The sequence below is a fragment of the Micromonospora sp. WMMD736 genome (assembly GCF_049179015.1).
In the GTDB taxonomy this organism is placed as follows: Bacteria; Actinomycetota; Actinomycetes; order Mycobacteriales; family Micromonosporaceae; genus Micromonospora.
Genome location: NZ_JBMHMI010000001.1, coordinates 1737294 through 1759619 on the forward strand (window position 1 = coordinate 1737294; position 22326 = coordinate 1759619).

7 protein-coding genes are annotated in these 22326 nt (G+C 73.4%); 1 reads left to right on the forward strand and 6 read right to left on the reverse strand.

From position 1 onward, the window contains the following. Positions 1 to 28 precede the first annotated feature (28 nt). The gene (locus ACN269_RS07595) at positions 29 to 619 is read left to right on the forward strand and encodes a TetR family transcriptional regulator (RefSeq protein WP_355047930.1); all 591 of its coding nucleotides are present in this window, start codon (positions 29 to 31) and stop codon (positions 617 to 619) included. Here the strand turns inward: ACN269_RS07595 and ACN269_RS07600 are convergent. The 6 genes from ACN269_RS07600 to ACN269_RS07625 are packed head-to-tail and all read right to left on the reverse strand — an operon-like array spanning position 597 to position 22235. Further along, positions 597 to 2345 carry an NAD(P)/FAD-dependent oxidoreductase gene (locus ACN269_RS07600; RefSeq protein ID WP_421471747.1) on the reverse strand — a complete coding sequence of 583 codons (1749 nt, stop codon included), beginning with the start codon at positions 2343 to 2345 and terminating at the stop codon, positions 597 to 599. The genes ACN269_RS07595 and ACN269_RS07600 overlap by 23 nt on opposite strands. Before the next feature lie 8 nt (positions 2346 to 2353). Beyond that, positions 2354 to 4021 carry an NAD(P)/FAD-dependent oxidoreductase gene (locus tag ACN269_RS07605; RefSeq protein WP_421471748.1) on the reverse strand — a complete coding sequence of 556 codons (1668 nt, stop codon included), beginning with the start codon at positions 4019 to 4021 and terminating at the stop codon, positions 2354 to 2356. Positions 4022 to 4042: 21 nt separating this feature from the next. Then, complete coding sequence (locus tag ACN269_RS07610) at positions 4043 to 5803, reverse strand: NAD(P)/FAD-dependent oxidoreductase (protein ID WP_421471749.1); 1761 nt, start codon at positions 5801 to 5803, stop codon at positions 4043 to 4045. A 23-nt stretch (positions 5804 to 5826) separates the two neighbouring features. Continuing rightward, positions 5827 to 7566, reverse strand: a complete 1740-nt coding sequence (locus ACN269_RS07615) for an NAD(P)/FAD-dependent oxidoreductase (protein ID WP_421471750.1) — start codon at positions 7564 to 7566, stop codon at positions 5827 to 5829. Then, positions 7559 to 14239 carry a thioester reductase domain-containing protein gene (locus ACN269_RS07620; RefSeq protein ID WP_421471751.1) on the reverse strand — a complete coding sequence of 2227 codons (6681 nt, stop codon included), beginning with the start codon at positions 14237 to 14239 and terminating at the stop codon, positions 7559 to 7561. The genes ACN269_RS07615 and ACN269_RS07620 overlap by 8 nt, the downstream gene beginning before the upstream one ends. Position 14240: 1 nt before the next feature. Beyond that, positions 14241 to 22235: a type I polyketide synthase gene (locus ACN269_RS07625; RefSeq protein ID WP_421471752.1), complete on the reverse strand. Its 7995-nt coding sequence runs from the start codon at positions 22233 to 22235 to the stop codon at positions 14241 to 14243. Positions 22236 to 22326 lie beyond the last annotated feature (91 nt).

The window sequence follows — 22326 nt, forward strand, 5'->3', positions numbered from 1 at the left end:
GGCGTACGGGGACTCGTAAGAGGTTGCCTTGACGACGCAGCAGGGTTTCGACGGTGGCAGCGGCATCCGGCAGGCGATCCTCGACGTCACCCGGCGGGAGATCTCCGAGTGCGGCCTGACCGGGGTGAGCATCCGCAGCGTCGCCCGGCGCGTGGGTGTCGACCCGCGGCTCGTGCGGCACTACTACGGCTCCAAGGAGCAGCTCCTGCGGCACGCGGTGCAGGTCGACGGCAATCCCGTCGAGCTTGCCGAACAGCTGCTGGCCGGCAGCCGTCGCCGGTTGGGTCGGGCCACCGCGACCGCTCTGCTCACCCACTGGGACAGCCCTCGTACGACGATCTCCTACCGGGCCCGCCTGTCCGCCTCGCTGACCAGCGACGAGATCGCCGAGCTGATGCGCGACGAGTTCGTCCGGGCGTTCTTCGGCACGTTGGCCGAGGGTGTCAGCCCCGACCGACACGAGTTGCGGGCGGCGCTCGCCGCGTCCCAGGTGATCGGCCTGGCCCTGTGCCGCTACCTGATCGACGGCACCGAGCTGTCCCGGCACGATCGCGACGATCTGGCCCGGATGATGGGTCGTACGATCCAGCACTACCTCACCGCCGACCTGGCTGAGTGACGCCGGGAGCGTCGGCGGCCGAGCCGTCCGCGCGTTCGACGTCGTGAGCCGCCGGCCGCCCGTCGTCGACCGACACCCGTCCCCGGGTCGGCGACGGCGCGTCGTCCCGCCGGCCGGTCACGTTGTCCTTGGTCAGCAGCCGCTTGAAGTCCGCCGGCGCCACCGTCATGACCCAGGCCACCATGAGGAGCCGACGAGGCATGGTGAAGTGGTAGTACCGCGCGTTCGGGTCGCCGAACCGGTACAACGGCGGCACGAACCGCGCCCGGCGCAGCTCGCGGAAGATCATGTCGGCCGCCTCGGCCTGCCGCAGCCCACCGGCCCGGACCCGGGCGAACACCTCGAAGAACCAGTCCAACATCTGGCGCAGACCGTCCGGGGTGCGGAACCACAGTCCGCCGTCGGCGAACCGTTCGACCGGGTCCCACGTCCCGGCGGCCAGGGCATCGTTGGTGGCCCGTTTCAGCGACAGGTGACCCAGGATCTGCCAGAGCAGCCAGACCCGGCTGTACGCGTTCCACAACGCGAAGCTGCCGGCGGCCGTACGGGCAGCGGCCAGGATCTGGTCGTTGAACTCGATCAGGTCGTCCTGGAAGGCCGCCACCTCGGCCAGTACGACGCCCGTCGCCGGCTCGTCGCGCAGCGCCCGCGGCAGCGCGGCCCCGAGCGCGTGGACCAGCTCCGCCGTCATCGTCACGTCCCGGGACAGGAACTCGTCGGTACGGCAGGCCGACCGCTCCATGGCGAACCACCGGGGCCCGTGGGTCACCGCCGCCCGCCGCTGCCAATGGGGCGAGGTGGTCCAGCCGCCCTGCGCCGTGGCGGACGCGAACTGCTCCGCCAGGCTCGGAAAGGGCGCGACCAGCGCCCGGAACGCGGCGTCCGGGTCCGCCGGCAGGTGGTGGAACCGGTCGTGGTCCAGCCCCACCGTCACGCTGCACAGGTCGCTGGTCGCGTCGTCGTGGTTGCGGAAGTCCACCACCTGGATCCAGCCGCCGTCGAAGAGGTGGTGCACGGTCCCCCGCGACCAGGTCGTCGCCCGGCGGTAGTCGGCGAGACGGCTGCACTCCTCGAACGGCCGGACGCCGCGCAGGTAGGCGTGCATCATCGTCGACCGCAGCAGCAGCGGCCTCGGCTCACCGTCGGTGGTCACCGCCCGCAGGGGTGACTCCTGGTCGCAGGCGTCCACCACGAACCGCGCGGTCACCGTCCGCCCGGAGTCGAAGGTCAGGTGTACGGCCTCGGGGGCCAGCCGGACCTCGGTGGTGGACGCCCGTTCCGGCAGCACCGACGCGCCGTACCGCACGGCGAGTTCCCGGGCGTACCCGTCGACGACCGGCCGGTAGAGGTGCCACTCGCTGTGCTCGCCCGGCACGTGGAACTGCACGGCGTGCGCCGGGTCGTGCCGGCGGCCCGCCGTGTGGTGCAGGAACGCGAGGCTCTTCTTGATCCCGCTGGTCCGACGCACCGCGTCCGGCAGGTCCTCGAAGTGGGCGAAGGAGGCGATCTCCGGCACGTCGAACCGCTCGGCCAGCAGGTGCAGCACAGCGGTCGTGTACGGCACGGTGCTGTCGCCGGACGGCAGCACCGGGTCGTCGGGCGAGCCGACGAGCAGGACCCGAAGGTCCTGTTTGGCCAGTACCGTGGCGAGCAGGCCGGTCGCCAGATGGCTGCCCAGGATCACGACGTCGTACGACACCGGGGCGTCGGGTTCGGTGGTGGTCATCCGGTCTCCTAGAAGATCTTCCGGCCCATGAGCTGCTCCTTGCCGGCCTCACGCAGGAAGCCGAGCATCAGCCGTCGCACGTCCGGCGGGGCCTTGGTCGCCGCCCAGAGCATCGTCCGGCCGATCTTGAGCGGGGTCGGGTTGATGAACCGCAGGTGGCGGTCCTTCCAGCCCCAGTGGTCCGGCACGAAGGGCGCCCGGTTGAGGTGGTCGTAGAGGGCGTCCGCCGCCTCGTCGCCGGTGATCTTGCCCGCCTCGAAGTCGCCGCACTGCTTGACCATGTCCTCGAACAGCTCGCCGTAGCCCTCGTGGTCGGACCAGTGCAGGCCCGGGTTCTTCACCTCTTCCAGCTCGTTCAGATGCCGCTCGTCCCCGGTGGAGCGCCACCGGCGGTACGCCTCGTGGGCCCGGAACGTGCCGGCGTTCGAGCCCCACGCCCAGATCCGGAAGACGGCCGTCCACAGCGAGTAGTGCTCGAACGAGGCGTACGCGGCGTTGACCAGCTTGTCGTTGCCGTCGAACAGGGCCTGCTGGCGGGTGTTGACCCCCTCGAACCGGTCGGCCGAGAAGTCGTCGTCGCCGACCGCCCGCAGGATCCGCCAGGCCAACACGTTCACCGCCTCGCAGGTGTTCGACAGGCCCCGGGAGAAGAGCGGGTCGATGAACGCCGCGGCGTGGGCCAGCAGCACCCACCGGTCACCGACGGTGGTCTTGGACGAGTACTGGACCCGGTCCGTGCCCACCCACTCCCGCATCGGCCGGGCGCCCTCGAACTGCGCCGCCATGCCCGGGAACCGCTGCATGTGCTTCCAGAAGTCCTCCTCCGGCGACATGCCGGGCGTCTTCGGGTACATCCGCGGGTCCATCGTGAGACCCACGCTGCACAGCGGGTTCTTCGAGTCCTTGTGGTTGTTGAACGCGATCACCCACGACCAGCCGCGCGGGAACAGGTGGTGGACGGTGCCTTCGTAGAACGGCACCGGCGGCTTGTCCGCTCCGGTGCGGTTGAACACCTCGTCGGTGGTCTTGAGGTCGATCATGTGGTTCCAGACGGCCCGCGAGTGGTGCTTGTACCGGCACGGGTCCTCGCGCAGCCCGAACTTCTCCGCCAACGGGGAGCGGTAGCCGCTGGCGTCCACCACGTACCGGCTGCGGAACTGCTCGCCCCGGGTCGAGCTGACCGTGACGCCGGAGTCGTCGAAGTCGACGTCGGCGATGGTGAAGTTCACCCGCGCCGTGCAGCCGTATTTGATCGCCGCGTGGAACAGGTACGCGTCGGTGTCCTGCCGGTACATGTGCGGCGTCTCGTGCAGCAGGCTCGGGAAGTTGAACATCGTGACCTGCTTGGGGTCCTGCGGCTTGCCCTCCTGGTGGTTGAGGAAGGCGAAGTGGTCCTTCTTGCCGTGCCAGGGCGAAATGATCTTCTGGCACGCGGTCAGCGTCGCCAGCGTCATCAACTCCGGCACCTTGTACCGCTCGGACATGGTGCGCAGCGACACCAGCATGTTGGGGATGGTCGACTCCCCGATGGCGAACTTCGGGTGCGCCTTGGCATCGACCAGCAGTACCTTCGCGCCGTTGCGGGCCAGGATCGCGCCGAGCATCGAGCCGGCGAAACCCGCGCCGAGGATGGCGACGTCATAGGTGGCCTTCTCGGCCTCGATCAATTCACTCACCGTGCACTCCAATTCCTCGGGTTACTTCGGCTCGGGAACACGCAGCCGGGAGCCGAGCACCGGCCAGCCAGCGAGTTTCTGCTTGATCTCCTCGACCGGCTCGAACTCGCCCCGGGCGAAGCGCTTGCGCATGAAGAGGGTCAGACCCTCGTAGGTGAGCTCACCGATCGCCGGCGGCGCGTCCCGCTTCGCCCAGCGCAGGGTGCCGAGCACCTTGGCCGCGGAGGCGCCGGTGATCCGGATCGCCGGGTCGGCCAGGCCGAACGCCGGCGGCACGAACCGCGCGCTGGCCAGCTGGTCACGGATCTGCTTGGCGACGTCCTTCGGCTCCGCCTCCCCCGCGTCGACGGCGCGCATCATCCGGCTGACGCCGGCCAGGAACTCGAGCACCTCGGCGTGGTCCGGGTCGTCGACCTTCGACCGGTCGAACTCGCGCAGCTCCACCCGCCACCACGGCCGTTCCATCCGCCGCAGCACGGCGGGGTCACGGGTCTTGGAGTAGAGCGCGTAGCCCCGGTTGATCTCGAAGGTGGAGAGGATCTGGGTCAGCGCCCACACCCGGAACCAGGCGTCCCACAGGTCCCAGTCCCGGAACGCGATGTACGCGTTGTTGACCAGATCGTCGTTGAAGTCGAGCTGGCCCTGTTCGAGCTCCTGCACGTACTCGAACCGCTCGACGGCGAAGTCGTCGTCCTTGAGCGCGTCGAGCAGCCGCTGGGTCAGCGCGTTGATGATCTCCATGGTGTTCGACAGGCCACGCGAGAACAGCGCGTCGACGAAGCCGGCCGCGTGCGACATGAGGCACCAGCGGTAGCCGACGGTCTTCTTCGGCGAGTACTGCAACCGGCCGGTGCGCACCCACTCGCGCACCGGGGTGGCATCGGTGAACTGCTGCGCGATGCCCGGGAACCGGTCCAGGAACCGGCGGAACTCCTCCTCGGGCGAGCAGTCCGGCACCGGGTGCATCCGCGGGTCGAACTGCACGCCGACGCTGCACAGGTCGTTGGTCGAGCGGGGGTGGTTGTCGAACGGGATCACCCACATCCAGCCGCCCTCGAAGATGTGGTGCAGCGTCCCCTCGTGCCACCGGGTCGGGTTGCCGTAGGTGCCGCGCGGCGCGAAGTCGTCGTACGGCCGCACGCCGACCATGTGCGTGAACAGCGACCGTGAGTGGTGTTCCAGCCGGGTCGGCTCCTCCCGCAGGCCGAACTGCTCGGCCAGCGCCGAGCGGAACCCGCTGGCGTCGACCACGTAGCGGGCCCGCACCGGGGCGCCGGGACCGACGTCCAGCGTCACGCCGCCGTCGTCGACCTGCACGCCCGCGATCCGCGTCTGCTGCCGGATCACCGCGCCGTACTTCGCCGCCACGGTGAGCATGAAGTTGTCGATGTCCTGCCGGAAGAAGTGGTTCTCGGTGTTCAGGATCTTCGGGATCTGGAACATGTTGGACTCTTCGGGCCGCTGCTTCTCGCCCGGCCGCTGATAGACGAAGCCGAAGTTCCGCTTCACCCCACCGGTGGTGTTGATGTGCGCGTACACCGACTCGAAGGTGCTCAGGTACTTGATCTCGGGCACGCCGTACCGCTCGCTGATCAGCCGCATGGCCATCGACGTGTACGGGATCGTCGACTCGCCGACGGCGAAGCGCGGGTGCGTGCCGGCGTCGATCACCAACGTGTACGCGCCGTTGGCGGCCAGGCACGCCGCCAGGGTGGAGCCCGCCAGCCCGGAGCCGATCACCACCACGTCGAACAGCCCGTTGTGCGCGGCCGCACCTTCCATCATGGACTCCTTATCCATTGGATTCACTTCGGCGACGGGACGCGGAGTCGCTTGCCCACCACGGGCCAGCGCGCCATGAGGTGCTTGAGTTCCTCGCCGACGGCGAACTCGCCGCGCGAGAAGCGCTTCTTCATGAAGAGCGTCAGACCCTCGTACGTGAGGTCGCCGACGGCCTTCGGCGCCTTCGTGCGGGCCCAGCGCAGGGTCTTGCCGATCTCGAAGAGGTTGGCGTCGGTCCACTGGTTGTCCGGGTCGGCCAGACCCCACGCGGGCGGCACGAAGTCCGCCTCGCGCAGCAGCCGCAGCAGCTCGGCGGCCGTCTCACCGGAATCGGCCCGCCCCTCCTGCACGGCCCGGGTCATGTCGTTGACCTGCTGCAACAGAGCCATGACCGCCCCGTACGGCGAGTCCTGCGGGATGACCCGTCCCCGCCACCACGGCCGCTCCAGCGGGGCCAGCACGGCCGGGTCGCGGGTGTCCAGGAAGCGGGCGTACGCCCGGTTCACCTCGAAGGTGGCGATGAACTGTCCGAGCGACCAGATGCGGAACCAGGCGTCCCACAGCCGCCAGTCACCGAACGACGTGTACGCGTTGGCGACCAGGTCGTCGTTGAAGTCGAGCAGACCCTGCTCGAACTCCTGCATGTACTCGAACCGCTCGACCGAGAAGTCGTCGTCCTCGATCGCGGAGAGCAGCCGGTGCACCAGCGCGTGCATCGTCTCCAGCGAGTTCGACAGGCCTCGGGAGAACAGCGGGTCCAGGAAGCCGGCCGCGTGCGAGGTGAGGCACCAGCGGTAACCGACCGTCTGCCGCGACGAGTACTGCAGGCGGCCGGTGCGGGTCCAGTCCCGCACCGACCGCGCCTGGGCGAACTGCGGTTCGACGTCCGGGTACTGCGCGATGAACCGGCGGAACTCCTCCTCGGGGGAGCAGTCCGGTACCGGGTGGATCCGCGGGTCGAGCTGGAGGCCGACGCTGCACAGGTCGTTGGTGCCCCGCAGGTGGTTGTCGAACGGGATCACCCACATCCAGCCACCGCGGAACAGGTGGTGCAGCGTGCCGTCGTGCCACGGGCTGGGATGCCCGTAGCGGGACTTGGGCGCCAGCTCGTCGTACGGTCGGATGCCGACCATGTGGGTGAACAGCGACCGTGACTGGTGGCGGAACCGGGTCGGCTCCTCGCGCAGGCCGAACTGCTCGGCCAGCACCGACCGGAAGCCGCTGGCGTCGACCACGAACTTGGCCCGGAAGTGGCCGCCCGTGTGGTTGAGCGTGGCACCGTCGTCGTCGATCTCCACGCCGGTGATCCGCACCTGCTGGCGGACGGTGGTGCCGTACTTGGCGGCGACCGTCAGCATCCAGTTGTCGATGTCCTGGCGGTAGAAGTGGCTCTCGGTGTGGGTGACCTTGGGGATCGGGAACATGTGGGTCTCGCGCGGGTCCTGGCGCTCCCCCGGCCGGTGGTAGACGAACCCGAAGTTGCGCTTGACCCCCGAGGTCGTGTTGATCTTGGATTGGACGCCCTCGAAGGTGGACAGCCACTTGATCTCGGGGACCCCGTACCGCTCGCTGACCAGCCGCATCATCATCGACGTCGCCGGGATGGTCGACTCGCCGATGGCGAACCGCGGATGGGTCGTGCCGTCAACGATCAGCACCTTCGCGCCGTTACGGGCCAGGCAGGCGGCCAGCATGGTGCCGGACAGGCCGGACCCGATGATCGCGACGTCGTACTCCGGTGTGCCGCGCGGATGATCAGTCATGTCGCTCAAGCTCCTTCATCGCTGTGGGAGCGGGCAGGTAGCCGGTCCGCACCATCCAGCGCAGATAGATGTCGAGTAGGTCGTCGTCCAACGGCGGGCACCGGACGTCGGTGCCCCGCAGTTGTTCCTCGGTGTTGTCGACGGCGTAGTGGACGGCCTCCTCACCGCCGACCACGAACTCCTGAACCACCGGCATGACCGGGTGCAGCTCGTTCGTGCCGACGGCGTAGGTCGCCTTGAGCGCCTGCCACCACTCCTCGACGGGTACGACCTCGACCGGGAAGCCGTGCCGACGCAGCGCGCGCACCACGTCCGCGAAGAGTGCCTTGTACGGACTCACCAGGTGGTACGTGCCACCCAGGGCCGGGCCGTACCGGGAGATGTGCACCAGCGCGCTCGCCACGTAGTCGACGGGCGTCATCTCCACCTTGATGTCGATGTCCGGCGCCAACCCGAGCTGCACGCAGCCCTTCATCACGCGGGTGGTGAAGTGGGTGGTCAGGCTCGCGCCGGTGCGGGAGTCGCCCAGCACCCGGCCCGGCCGGTAGATGTCGGCCGGCACGCCGCGCGCGCGGGCCAGCTCGACCAGCCGCTCCGACGCCCACTTGGTCTGGACGTAGCCGGTCACCAGCCGACCGGCCGTGGTGATGTCGTCGTCCTCGCCGACGACGTCGCGGCCGGGGGCCGGCAGACCCCAGATGCCGTACGTCGAGACGTGGTGGACCGCGGTCGGCCGGCCGCGCGCGGCCAACCGCAGGATCTCCTCGGTGCCCGTGACGTTGTCCGGCCGCAGTTGCCGGTAGTTGTAGCCGAAGTGCACCCGCGCGCCGCAGTGGTAGATGCCGTCCAGCAGGTCGGCGAGTTCGTCGTACCGGTCGGTGGTCAGGCCCAGCCCGGGTCGGGCCAGGTCGCCGGGGAGCACCGTGATCCGGTCGACGGCGGTGGCCGGCAGCGGGAGATAGCGCTCCATGTTGTCCAGTAGCCGCCGCAGGCCGGCCGCCTCGTCGGCGCACCGCACCAGGCACCACACCCGGGCGCTTGTCGATTCGAGCAGGGTGTGCAGCAGGTAGCCGCCGACGAAGCCGGTCGCGCCGGTCAGCAGGACGTGCCGGGGATCGCGCACCCGGGCCGGCGGGTCGCCGACCACCGTGATGTCCGGCGCGAGGGTCACGTCGCCCGCGATCCACGCCGGATCACTGGCCTCGTCACCCGCCAGGTCGTCGCCGCCCTGGTCCTCGGCGGGCTGGCCGTCGGCTGCGGCGTCGCCGGACCGGTCGGCCAGCAGCCCGGCGAACAGGTCGGCCCACTGCGCCGGGGTGGCGAGGGTGAGCAGGTCACCGGCACGGACGGTGAGGCCGAGATCCCGCCGGCAGCGCCGGACGGCGTCCATGACCATCAGCGAGTCCATCCCGCTGGCCAGCACGTCGCTCTCCTCGTCGAGGGCCCCCGAACCGGCGCCCAGGACGTCCGTCGCCAACTCGACCGCGTACGCGCCGAGCGTGGCCCGCACCCGGCGCGGGTCGCGCTCGGCGCGTAGGCCGGCCACCAGCGGCGCCTCCGCGACGTCGTCCACGGCCGGTTCGTCGGCGGTGATGCCGCGCAGCATCGGCCGCTCCGTGCGGGCCTGCATGACCGGCTTGAACACCGACCAGTCCACCGCGCACACCACCCGCTGCGCGGCGTCGCCGGCCGCGAGCGCCATCAGCATCCGGATGCTCTGCTCGGCCGGCAACGGCCGCAGCCCGGTGGCCTTCAGGAACGCCAGCACCTCGTCGCCGAAGAGGGCGGAGGGCAGGTCCCACGGGCCCCAGGCGACGGACAGCGCCGGCAGGCCGGCGGCGTCGCGGTGCCCGGCCAGCGCGTCCAGGAACGCGTTGCCGGCCGCATAACTGGCCAGGTGCTGCGAGCCCCAGGTCGCGGCGATCGACGAGAAGCCGACGAAGAAATCCAGCTCCGTGCCGCGGGTGAGCTGGTGCAGCAGCCAGCCGCCGATCACCTTCGGTCGCCACACCCGCCGGTACGCCGCGTCGGTTGCCGTACGGGCGAACTCGGGCTCGGACACGCCGGCCGCGTGGACCACACCGCGCAGCGGCCGGGGGTCGCCCGCCAACGCGGCGAACACGGCGGTCATCGCGGCCTCGTCGACCACGTCGGCGGCGACCACGTCGACGGTGGTCCCCAACCGTTCCAGCCGCCGCACCGCGTCGATCCGCCGCGCGGCCTCCCCGGTCGCGTCGGCCCAACCGTCCCGCTCGGGCAGCGGGGTGCGGGCGAGCAGCACCAGGCGGCCGGCGCCGGCGCGGGCCAGCCATTCCGCGACGGCCAGGCCGATCCCGCCGAACGCCCCGGTGATCAGGTACGTGGCCTCGCCGTGGACCGGCGGCCGACGGCGCAACGCCTCGGGTGACAGTGCTGGCGCGGGCGTCAGGCGCAGCGCGTACCGACGGTCGGCGCGCAGCGCCTGCTGGTCGTCGTAGCCGTCCTGGGCGTCGGCGGAGCCGACGCCGGACGGGTCACCGGGGATCAGCCCGCCCGTGGTCAGCGCGGTCAGCAGCAGCAGTTCCTCGCCGGGTCGGCGCTGCGGGTCCAGGTCGATCGCGCCGCCCCACCGGTCCGGGTGCTCCAGCGCCAGCACCCGGCCCAGGCCCCACAGCGTGCCGGCGACCGGGGCGACCGCGTCCGGGACGGCGGTCTCCGTCGGCACCCGCAGGGCGGCGCGGGTCACCAGCGTGAGCCGGGCGTCGGCGCACTCCGGGTCGTCGAGCATCGCGCGCAGGAGGGCGAGGGTCGTCAGGTCCGCGCGCCCCGCGTACTCCTGAAGGCTCGCGGCGTCGCAGTCCTCGGCCGCAGGCGCGTCGAGCCCGGTCAGGACCACCGCGAGCCGGGGACGACCCGGGCCGGCGGACCAGGTGGCGACCAGTTCCCGGACGGCATCCGGGTCCGGCCGGCTGTCCGGCCCCTGGCCCACCATCGGCGGCGCGGCCACCGTCACGGCGGCGTCGCGCTCGCGCAGCAGCGCGGCCAGCCCGGTCACCAGCGCGGCGTCCGATCCCGTCGGGTCGGCCACCAGCAGGTAGCTCTGTCCGGCCAGGTCGGCCGGTGGCTGCGGGGACGGCCCGGGCAGGGGCACCCAGGTCAGCTCGTAGAGCAGGTCGGCCGGCGCCGCCCAGTGCGTCGGCGCGGGAACCGGCGCGACGGTCACGTCCTGCGCGTACCCGATCGGTACACCGTCGGCGTCGAGCAGGTCGACGGCCCCGGTCAGCGCGTCGCCGACCGGCCGCAGGGACCCGGCGCGGACCCGCACCGCCCGTACGCCGCCCGGCGGCACGAGGTCACCCGACGTCGCGGGCGGGCCGCCGAGCGCGCCGCAACCGGCCAGCGTCGACCCGACGTCCGGATCGACCGCGCCCGCCGCCGTCACGGCGACCCGCGCCGCGTCGAGCACCTCGAACCAGCCCGCGCCGTCCGGCACCGAGATCTCCGGTGCGGTCTCGACGTCGGTGCCCTCGTCGGGGTACGGGCGGCCGGCCGGCCACCGGCGCCGCAGTACCCCGCTGGCGTGGCGGATCCACGGCGCGGCCAGCGCTTCGCGTGCCGCCGTGGACCCGACCAGCTCCCAGGCGGCCGAACCGTCCTCCCGCGCGGTGACGGTGAGCCGCAGGTGACCCCGGTCGCCGGTAGGCACCGACGCGTGCAGGCTCAACTCCTCGGCGCACCGCCACCCGCCGCCCAGGCAGTCCGTGGCGGCCCGGATCGCCACGTCCAGCATTGCGCCGAGATCCGGCGACTCGCCGGGCAGCGCCTGGGACGTCACCTCGTACGCCGGCACGGGCCCGGGAAGGCGGCGGCCGACGCCCGGGATGTCGCCGGGCACGACGGCGGCCCCGGTCTCCTCGGTGGCGGCCGCGACCGGCGCGGCCGCCGGTCCGACCTCGCGGAACCAGTAGTGCGCGCCGCGCCACGGTGTCGTCGGCAGCGGTACCGCCCGCACGTCCTCGCCCTCGTGGAAGGCCCGCCAGTCCGGACGCGCACCCCGCAGACTCACGGTGCCGACCGCGCCGAGCACCTCACGCAGGTCCTCGCCGCCCCGCCGCAGCGTGGGCACGAACGCGCAGTCCGGCTCGCCGGCGAGCGAGCGGGCGGCGAGGGCCGTCAGCACGGGCGCGGGCCCGAGCTCCACGAAGGTACGTACGCCCGCGTCGTGCAACGCGCGCACCCCGTCGCGGAAGCGGACCGCCCCGGCCGCGTGCCGCAGCCAGTAGTCCGGGCCGAGGTCGTCGTCGCCGAACAGTCGGCCGGTGACGTTTGACGCCAATGGGATGCGCGGCGGGCCGAACGACAGCCCGGCCAGCACCGACCGGAACGGTTCCAGCATGGGCCGGATCAGCGGCGAGTGGAACGCGTGCGACACGGCCAGCCGCCGGGTACGGACGCCGTCGGTCGCCAGCCGCTCCAGGACGGTGGCCAGATGCGCGGCGTGACCGGAGATCGTGACGTCGGCCGGCCCGTTGACGGCCGCGACGGCGACCGTGTCCGCGTACCCGTCGATCGCCGCGACGGCGACCTCCTCCGCGCAGCCCGCGGCGGCCATCGCGCCGCCCGCCGGCAGCTCGGCCATCAACCGCGCCCGCGCGGCGACGAGCGTCGCGGCGGCGGGCAGGTCCAGGACACCGGCGACGCAGGCGGCGACCAGCTCACCGACGCTGTGGCCGGCCACCGCGGCCGGCCGCAGGCCCCAGGAGAGCCACATCTGGGCCAGGGCGTACTCGACCGCGAACAGCGCCGGCTGCGTGTACCGGGTGTCGTCGAGCGGCGTCGGGCCGTCGGCCCAGAGCACGTCCGCCAACCGGCGGGGCAGCTCACTGTCGAAGAGCGCCGCAGCCTCCTCGAACGCGGCGCGGAAGGCGGCGTTCCCCAACAGCCCCCGGGCCATGCCCGGGTACTGGGCGCCCTGGCCGGTGAACAGCCAGGCGACCTTGCGATCGCGGCGGCGGGGCAGCGCGGCGACCGTCAGGGCGCGCGGGTGGCGGCCCTGCGCGTACGTTGACAGGGCATCCGCCAGCTCGTCGGTGTCGGCGGCGGTGACCGCGAGGCCGTGGGTCTGGACCGCGCGGCCGACGTGCGACGTGTAGCAGGCGTCGCCGAGGGACACCGCGTGCGGGCCGCGCAGCCACCGCGCGTGCCGGTCGGCCATCTCGCGCAGCGCCTCCTCGGTACGCGCGGAGGCCAGGAACAACCCGTACGGCGGCTGGGTGCCAGCACGATCGGCAGCGGCCGGCGGTGCCGCCAGCACGACGTGCGCGTTCGTCCCGCTCGCCCCGAAGCTGCTCACCGCGCCGGTGCGCGGGTGGCCCCGATCCGGCCACGGCGTACAGGTCACGGGGACCCGCACGTGCAGGCCGGACCAGTCCAGGTTCGGGTTGGGCTCGGTCAGGTGCAGGTGCGGTGGGATCTCGCCGTTGGACATCGCGAGCACGACCTTGAACAGGCCAGCGATGCCGGCGGCCGGCTCCAGGTGCCCGATGTTCGTCTTCACCGAGCCCACCAGCAGCGGGTCGTCAGGGCGGCGGTGCCGGCCGATGACGGCTTCCAGCGAGCGCAGCTCGATGGGGTCGCCCAGCGAGGTGCCCGTCCCGTGCGCCTCGACGTAGTCCACGTCGTCCGGACCGACGCCGGCCTGGGCCAGAGCCGCGCCGACCACGTCCTGCTGCGCCAGCGGGTTCGGCACGGTGAGGCCGCTGGAGCGACCGTCGTGGTTGACCGCCGAGCCACGGACGACCGCGACGATCGGGTCGTTGTCGGCCAGGGCGGCGGACAGCCGCTTGAGCACCACGACACCGGCGCCCTCGCCGCGGGCGTAGCCGTCGGCCGACGCGTCGAAGGTCTTGCACCGCCCGTCGGCGGACAGCCCGCGGAACTTGCTCATCATCACGAAGCCGTACGGGGACAGCAGCAGGTTCACCCCGCCCGCCAACGCCAGGTCGCACTCCCGCAGCCGTAGCGCCTGGCACGCCTCGTGCAGGGCGACCAGCGACGACGAGCAGGAGGTGTCGACGACCTTGCTCGGCCCGCGCAGGCCGAGCAGGTACGAGATGCGGCCGGCCAGGAAGCTGGGCTCGCCGGTGAGCTGGTAGAAGTCGACGTCGTCGATGTCGCCGACGGACTGCCGGGCGCGTACGTAGTCGGTGGTGCTCAGTCCGAAGTAGACGCCGGTGCGGGATCCGTCGAGCCGGTCGGGCGCGTAGCCGGCGCGCTCCAGCCCTTCCCAGCAGATCTCCAGCGCGATGCGGTGCTGCGGGTCCATGCCCAGCGCCTCGCGCGGGGAGATCCCGAACGCCTCCGGCTCGAACCGGTCGACCTGGTCCAGGAAGGCACCCCGGATCGTGTACGCCTTGCCGGGCGCCTCCGGGTCCGGGTCGTGGTACGCGCGGGCGTCGGCGCGCTCCGCCGGGAACTCCGAGGTGGTGTCCACCCCGTTGCGCAGCAGCGTCCAGAACTCCTCCGGTGAGTGCGCGCCGCCGGGAAACCGGCAGGCCATCCCGACGATGGCGATCGGCTCGTCCAACCAACCGTCGCGGCTGTCGGCCAGGCGGCGACGCAGGTCCTCGATGGTGCGCAGCGCGTCGGCCATGAGCCGGCGGCTGTCCGGGGTACGCGAAGCGGTCGTCGACATCTCAGCCTCCCTCCGCGAGCGCGGCCGACAGCCGCGCGATCAGCTCGTCCTCGGACAGCGCCGCCAGGTCGTCATCGGCGCTGTCGGGCCCGCCACTCACCGCGGTTGCCGGCCCGGCGGTCGCCGTGGCCGCCCGCGTGGTGGTCGGCGCGCTCGACCGGGCCGGGGCAGCGGCCGGAGCGAGCAGCGTCAGCAGGTGGTCGGTGAGCGCCGCCGCGTTGGGGAACTCGAACGTGAGCGTCGCCGGCAGGTCCACTCCCAGCGCGCGTTCCAGCCAGCCGCGCAGGCTCAGCGACATCACCGAGTCCATGCCGAGGTCGAAGAAGCCCTGGTGGGGCAGCACGTCCACCCCGGACGCCTCACCCAGCACCTCGGCCACCGCGTCGAGCACCGCCTCCAACAGGCGCTCGGCCCGCTGCTCGGCCGGCAGCGCCAGCACGACGGCGGCCAGCGGCGCGACCGGCGACCCGGCCTCCGCCGACCGACCGTCGCTCGCCACGGACTCGACGCCCACCTCGGCCAGGAACGCGCGGTCGGCCCGCTCCCGGCACACCCGCGCGTACCGGGGCGCGTCGACGTCCGCCACCGTGACCTGGGTCAGGCCCGCCCGGAGCGCCACCGCGAAGGCCTCGCCCACCTCCGCGCCGGCCAGCGGCCGCAGACCGCTGTCGACCATCACCATCCGGTCCCGACGGGACAGCTCGGCCGGATCGTCGACGGGCATGAACCGCACCACCTGCACGGGTAGACCGGCCCGCTCCCGGGCCGCGGTCACCGCGTCGACCGCGCCCTCGGCGGCCGCCCGCGCGGCCATCCCGGTGGCCCCCCAGACCGCGGCCGCCGCGCCGGTCACGCAGAACAGCGGCGGCGCGAGGTCACGGGTCGCCAGGTCCAGCCGGTGTACGACCTCGGCCCAGCGCACGGCCGACGACACCGCGCCCGCGTCGAGGGTGTCGAGCGGGGCGGCCGACGTGGGCATTCCGACCAGCAGCACACCACCGAGCGGGGCACCCAACGCCTCCGACGCCAGGTCGGCCGCGAGATCCGCCGCGTCGCCTGCCGGCGATCCATGGTCGCCACCGCGGCCCGTCGCCGAGCGGTCGTCCGCCCCGCGGTCTGCCGTCGATCGGTCGTCGGCCGTGAGGTCGATGCGCCGCACCTGCACGCCGGCCGCTGCCAGCTCGGCGAGCCGGACGTCCTCCGAGGTCGCACCGCCGGGCGGTGAAGTGTCGAGCGGTGTGGCGTCGAGCGGTGTGGCGTCCCCGACGATCAGCCGACGCAGGCCGCCGCGTACGAGCACGTCCACGAACGGCCGATTGGCCGGGTGCAGCGCGTCGGTCACCAGATACCAGGCGTCCGGATCACAGGCGAACTCGGGCAGCGCGGTCGGCAGCGGGTCCGCCGAGGACAACCGGGCGGCGTACCAGGCGCCTTCGCGCAGGAGCACCTCGTCCTCGGCCGACTCGGTCGCGGGCCCGCGCGGCGCGGTCAGCGCTGCGGCGAGTCCGGCGGCGTCGCCGGGAGTCCAGCCGGCGTCCTGCCGGCCCGGCTCGTCGCCCGTCGGGTGCGGCCCGTCGCCCGCCCGGCCCGGCTCGTCGCCCGCCGGGTGCGGCGCGGTGCCGAGCAGGTGCGGGTCGACGTCGACCAGACCGCCCCACCCGGGCGCGGCCTCCATGGCGAGTACCCGCCCGGCCGCCCACACCGCCGCCTGCGCCGGGTCCACCTCGCCGACGCCGGTCGGCTGGTACGCCCCGGCGGTGACGACGCGCAATTGACCGGGCGGCACGTCGAGTCCGGCGCGAAGCTGACGTGCTGCCCGCACGACACCCGCCACCAGGACGTCGACCGGCACACTGCCGGGTGGTGCCGCCGCGACCAGCACGATCCCGTGGTCCGGCGGGGCATCGGCCCACGGCGGCAGGTCGCCCTCCCGTACGCCACCGGTCGGCCTACCGTCCCGGTCGTCCTCCGACCCTGAGCCGGCGGACGGTGGCCGCCAGGTGACCTCGACGCCGGCGAGCCGCAGACCGTCGACCACCCGCTGACCCGCCTCGACGGAAGCGCCCGTGAGCGGAACGACCAGCCACCGCCCGGTCGCCGCCTCCGGGGCGGGCGGCGGGACGCGACGCCAGCGGACGGTGAACGTACGCGCGGCGGCGCGGTCCCGGACGTCGTCGGGCAGGGTGACGGCGGTGACAGCCGGAGTGGTCGTGACAGCCGGTGTCGCGGTCGCGGCGGCGGGCCGGTCGGCCACCGGTGCCGGACCGGCCGTCGGGTCCGGTGTGTCCGCCCAGTGCCGGCGGCGTTGCCACGGATAGCGCGGCAGCACCGCCCGGTACGGGCGGCGGCCGAACAGCCTCTCCCAGTCGATGCCGACACCGACCACGTGGAGTTGGGCGATGACGTCCAGGAAACCCTCCGGGCGGCCCAGATCCGCGCCGACCGCCAGGAGGCTGGCCTCCCCTGCGGCGGCGACGGCCGCGGCGTCCGGCCCGGCGTCGACCGCGAGCCACACCCGCTCTCCCGCCGCCGCGAGCGGCACGGCCAGCGCGTCCCAGCCGGACGCCGGTGTCCGCACGGGCACCGGGTGTGGACCGGTCACCGGCCCGCCCGCCGAGGCGAGCCACAGCACGGTTGCCGGGGACGTGCCGGTGGGTGCCGCCACGGTGACCGTCGTGCCGTCGAACGCCGCGCCGATCGCCCGCGCCCGGTCGAGCACACCCGCCGCGCAGGCGGCCGCCAACTCACCGATGCCACGTCCGACGACCGCGTCGGGCCGTACCCCGTGTGCCTCCCAGACGGCGGTGAGCGCGAGCTGGACGGCCAGGACGGCGACCGGCTCGCCCCGATCCGCGTCGCCGGCCGTCAGCGCCGTACGCAGCGCGCCGCTGTCGTCGAGCGCGTCCAACGTGGCCCGGAAAGCGGGCTCGTCGCGATCGAGGGCACGCCAGTCGACCGACGCCTGGTCCCCGTACACGAGGACCAGGCGTTCGGCCTCGGCGGACGTCGCGCCCTGGTGCGCGCCGTCGCCACCGGACAGCCCGGCCGCGAGGTCGGCGATCCCGCGACCGACCACCGCCAGCCGGTGCTCCAGGTGAACGCGGCGGGCCGCCGCGGCGTAGCAGATGTCGCCGATGTCCCCGCCGGCCTGCCCGGCCAGTACGTCGGCGAAGCTCTCCCGCGCGGCGGCCAGGGCGCCGTCCCCGGCGGCCGACAGGACCAGGAGGTGAGCACGGCCGGACCTGATCGCGCCGGCCCCGCCGGACGCGGCGACGCCCGATGGCAGGTGCCCGTTCCGCGCCGCCGGGGTGGCCGGCCCGCTGAGCACCACGTGGGCGTTGGTCCCGGTGAATCCGAACGCGCTCACCCCGGCGACCCGGGGTCGCCCGCCGGTGGCCGGCCAGGCCGTCGTGGACGTGGTGATCCGGACCGGCAGCCGCGCCCAGTCCACCTGAGGTGTGGGACGGGCGACGTGCAGGTGCGCGGGCAGCTCGCCGTGTCGCAGCGCCAGCGCGGTCTTGATCAGCCCGGCGATACCGGCTGCCGCCTCCAGGTGGCCGATGTTGGTCTTGACGGATCCGACCAGCAGCGGCCGGTCCGGCGGTCGCCCGCCGCCGAGCGCACGTGCCATCGCCCGTAGCTCCACGGCGTCGCCGAGCACCGTGCCGGTGCCGTGCGCCTCCAGGTAGTCCACGTCCGACGCGGCGACGCCGCCGGCGGCGAGCGCCGTGCGGATCAGCTCCTCCTGTGCCTCGCCGCCGGGCACGGTCAGGCCGCCGCTCGCGCCGTTGTGGTTGACCGCGCTGCCACGGATCACGGCGTAGACCCGGTCGCCGTCGCGCTCGGCCTGCGCGAGTGTCTTGAGCACCACCACGCCGGCGCCCTCACCGCGCCCGTAGCCGTCCGCGCTGGCGTCGAAGGTCTTGCAGCGACCGTCGGGCGACAGCGCGCCCGCGGCCGACATGGCCAGGTGCACGGTGGGCCTGACCATCACGTTCACCCCGCCGGCGAGCGCGACGTCGGCCTCCCCGGCGCGCAGGCTCTGCACGGCCAGGTGCACCGCGACCAGCGACGACGAGCAGGCCGTGTCGATCGCCAGGCTGGGGCCGCGAACGTCCAGGAAGTACGACAACCGGCCGGCCGTGCCGCTGAAGGAGTTGCCCGTGCCGTAGTAGAGGTCGACGTCCCGGGCTCGCCGGGTGAGCAACTGCTGGTAGTCGGTGGTGTTCATGCCGACGAAGACGCCGACCCGGGCCGAGCGCCGGTGCTCCCGCGTGACCCCGGCGTCCTCAAGTGCTTCCCAGGCCACCTCCAGGAACAGCCGCTGCTGCGGGTCCATGGCCCGGGCCTCACGGGCCGAGATCCGGAAGAACGCGTTGTCGAACAGGTCGACCCGGTTCAGGAAACCGCCACGACGGGTGACCACCGTGCCGGGGGCGCCGGGTCCGGCGCCGAGCAGCGCCTCGGCGTCCCACCTGTCCGCCGGTACGTCGCCGGTGGCGTCGACCCCGTCGGACAGCAGCCGCCAGAACTGCTCGGGACCGTCGGCCCGCGGCAGCCGGCAACCGATGCCCACGATGGCCACCGGCTCGGCCGTCCCGGGTACGACCGACGCGACCGGAACAGCCGCCGTCGGGGCGATCGGCGGTGGCTCAGCCTGGTGGGGCGGCTCAACCGGGCGCACCGGCTCTGTCGATGCGGCGGGAGGTGGCGGCCCGGCCGGGAGCGCCTCGGCGACGAGATGGTCGGTGAGCGCGTCGATGGTCGGGTGCTCGATGCCGACGGCAGCCCCGAGGACGGTGCCCAGCTCGCGTTCGAGCCGGCTGACGAGCGCGACCAGGGCGAGCGAGTCCATGCCCAGTTCGAAGAAGCCGCGCCCGCGCGCCAGACGGCGGCCGGGCTCGTACCCGAGAGCCTCGGCGGCGGCGTCGTTGACCAGGGCGGCGATCCGCTCCCGCGCCACGGGAGTGCGAGCGCGGGCGCCGGCCCCGTTGCTGGCTTCGCGGCCGCCGATGCCGCTCCCGCCACCGCCGACACCCGCGCCCGCGGCATCCGTACCGCCGGTGGTCGCGCCGTTGGCGGCCGCACCGCCGGTGGTCGCGCCGTTGGCAGCCGCACCGCCGGGGGTCGCGCCGTTGGCAGCCGCACCGCCGGTGGTCGCGCCGTTGGCGGTCACACCGCCGACACCGACACCCGTCAGCGTCTGCACCACGGTGCCGTCCGGCGCGATGAGGCGTACCTCGGCCCGCAGGTCGCCCAGCGCCACACCGGCGACGCCAGGGGCGGCAGGCGCGGAGCCGACGGAGCCCACCCGCACCGCCTGCGGCGACGGCGCGGCGACGGACTCGGGGGTCGGCAGCCAGTACCGCTCCTCGGAGAGCCGGACCGGCGGCAGCGGCAGATACCGCCGACCCTCGCCGTGCACCGCTGCCCAGTCCACCGCGACGCCGGAGGTGTACGCCTCGGCGAGGGCCCGGGTCAGGGTCTGCACCGGCGGTCGGCCCCGCACCAGGCTGCCGATCGCCGCGCCACGACGGGAGCGGGCCACGAGTGACGCCGCCAGCGGCCCGGTCAGGACCGGGTGCGGGCCCAACTCCACGAAGACCGCCGGCCGCCGGGACAGCAGCCGGTCGATCGCCGGCCAGAACAGCACGGGCTCGCGCACGTTGCGGCCCCAGTAGGCCGGCCCGTACTCCGGTACCGCGCCGGTCGGGTCGACGCTGGACAGCATCGGCACCCGCGGCTCGGCCGGTGTCAGGCCGTCGAGTTGGCGCTCCAACTCGTCGCCGTACGCCGACACCGCCGGGCTGTGGAACGCGTAGTCGCCGACGAGCGGCGCGCAGCGCACCCCGGCGCCGGTCAGATCGGCCAGCAGCCGGTCCACGGCGGCCGCCGGGCCGGCGACCACGACCGAGCGTGGTCCGTTGACCGCGGCGATCACGACCTCGGCGTACCGGTCCACGGCGGCGGTGGCCTCGTCGACGGAGAGCGCGACGGCGGCCATCCGTCCGCTGCCGGACGCCGGCTGCAACAGCTCTCCCCGCAGCACGATGACCCGCAGTGCGTCTTGCAGCGACAGCGCGCCGGCCACACAGGCCGCGGCGACCTCCCCCATGCTGTGGCCGACGACCGAGTCCGGCGGGACACCCCACCGGGCCCAGAGTCGGGAGAGCCCGATCTGGATCGCGAAGATCGCCGGTTGGGCGAACCGGGTCTCGGACAACCGGCTGCCGGTGCCGCGATCCAGCTCCTCCAGCAGCGACCACCCGGCGATCCGCCGGGTCACCGCGTCGCATTCGTCGAGGGTGGCGCGCATCGTCGGGTCGGTGCGGTAGAGGTCGAGACCCATGCCGGGGTACTGCGAGCCCTGCCCGGAGAACACCTGCACCACGTAAGCCGGACCGTCGTGCAGCAGTTCGCCGCTGACCGCGCTGGCAGACCGCTCGCCGGCCTGGTGACCGGCCAACGCGCCACGCAGGTCGGCGGCGCTCGCGCCGGTCACGGCGAGCCGGTGCGTGTGGTGACTGCGCCGGGCACCGGTGCTGAACAGCAGGTCGCCGAGCTGGTCGGACCCCGCCGTCGTGGGGTCGTCGAGCAGTGCCGCGTGCCGCGTGACCTGGTCGGCCAGGGCCGACTCGGAGGGGCCGGACAGCACCAGCACCGGCCACGACACGGGGGCCGACGGCTGCGCCGCGCGCTCCGGTGGGGGCGCGGCGAGGACGACGTGCACGTTGCTGCCGGACAGACCGAACGCGCTGACGCCGGTGAGGCGGTCGGAGGCGGGGGGCAACGCCGTACGGGTGGTGGGGACCGCCAGCCCGGAGCCGGACCAGCCGAACCGTGGTGTCGGCTGCGCCAGCTTGATCTGCGGTGGCACCACCCCGGTACGCGCGACCAGCAGGCCCTTGAGCAGACCGAGGATGCCGGCGGCGGAGTCGAGGTGGCCGAAGTTGGCCTTGTGCGAGCCGACGAGCAGCGGGCGCTCCGGCGCACGCCCGGGACCGAAGACCGCTGCCAACGCGCTGAGCTCGATCGGGTCACCCAGCGGCGTGCCGGTGCTGTGGGCCTCGACGTACTCGATGTCCGACGGCGACACGTCGGCATCGCGGAGCGCGTCGCGCACCAACTGCTCCTGGGCGACGGCGTTGGGTGCGGTCAGGCCGGCGCTGCGGCCGTCGTGGTTCGTCGCGCTTCCCTTGATCACGCCCCAGATCCGGTCGCCGTCGGCGACGGCGTCCGCGTACCTCTTGAGGACGACCACCGCGCCGCCCTCGCCGCGCACCACGCCGTCGGCGTCCGCGTCGAACGGACGGCAGAGTCCCTGCGGCGACAGTGCCTGGATGCGCCGCATGTAGAGGGTCAGCTCGGGGCCGACCATCAGGTTCACCCCGCCGGCCAGCGCGGTGTCGCAGTCACCGGCCGCCAGGGCACGCGCGGCGAGGTGCACCGCCAGCAGCGACGACGCGCAGGCGGCGGTCAGGGTCATGCACGGCCCGTTCAGACCGAAGGTGTACGCCACCCGGCCCGACCCGAAGCTGAACTCCTTACCGCTGGCGTAGTGCGCCCCCACGTGGTCGACGCCGAGGGTGCGGGCGTGCAGGACGGCGTAGTCCATCGCGAGGATGCCGAAGTAGACCCCGGTGTTGCTGCCCGCCCAGGCCGGCAGCGGCACGCCACTGTGCTCCATGGCACGCCAGGCGAGCGTCAGCAGGAGGCGCTGCTGCGGGTCCATCTCGCGCGCCTCGTGTGGCGAGACGCCGAAGAACTCGGCGTCGAACAGGTCGATGTCGGGCAGGAACCCGCCGGTGCCGACCGTTTCCAGGGAGGCGGCGCCGGGCCGCCCGGCCGGAACTCGGCCGGTGACGTCGCGCCCCTCGTCCAGGACGCGCCACAGCGAGTCGAGGTCGTCCACTCCGCCGGGGAACCGGCAACCGACGCCTACCACCGCGATGTCGGTGGCACCTGCCCTGGCGGCTGAGCGACGGTCGCGGCGCATCCCCACGGCACCCCCCACGCGCATCCGTTCGGTGAACTGCAGCGGCCATTCCCCGCCTGATGATTTCCCTGTACGTTGAAGTACATCGGAC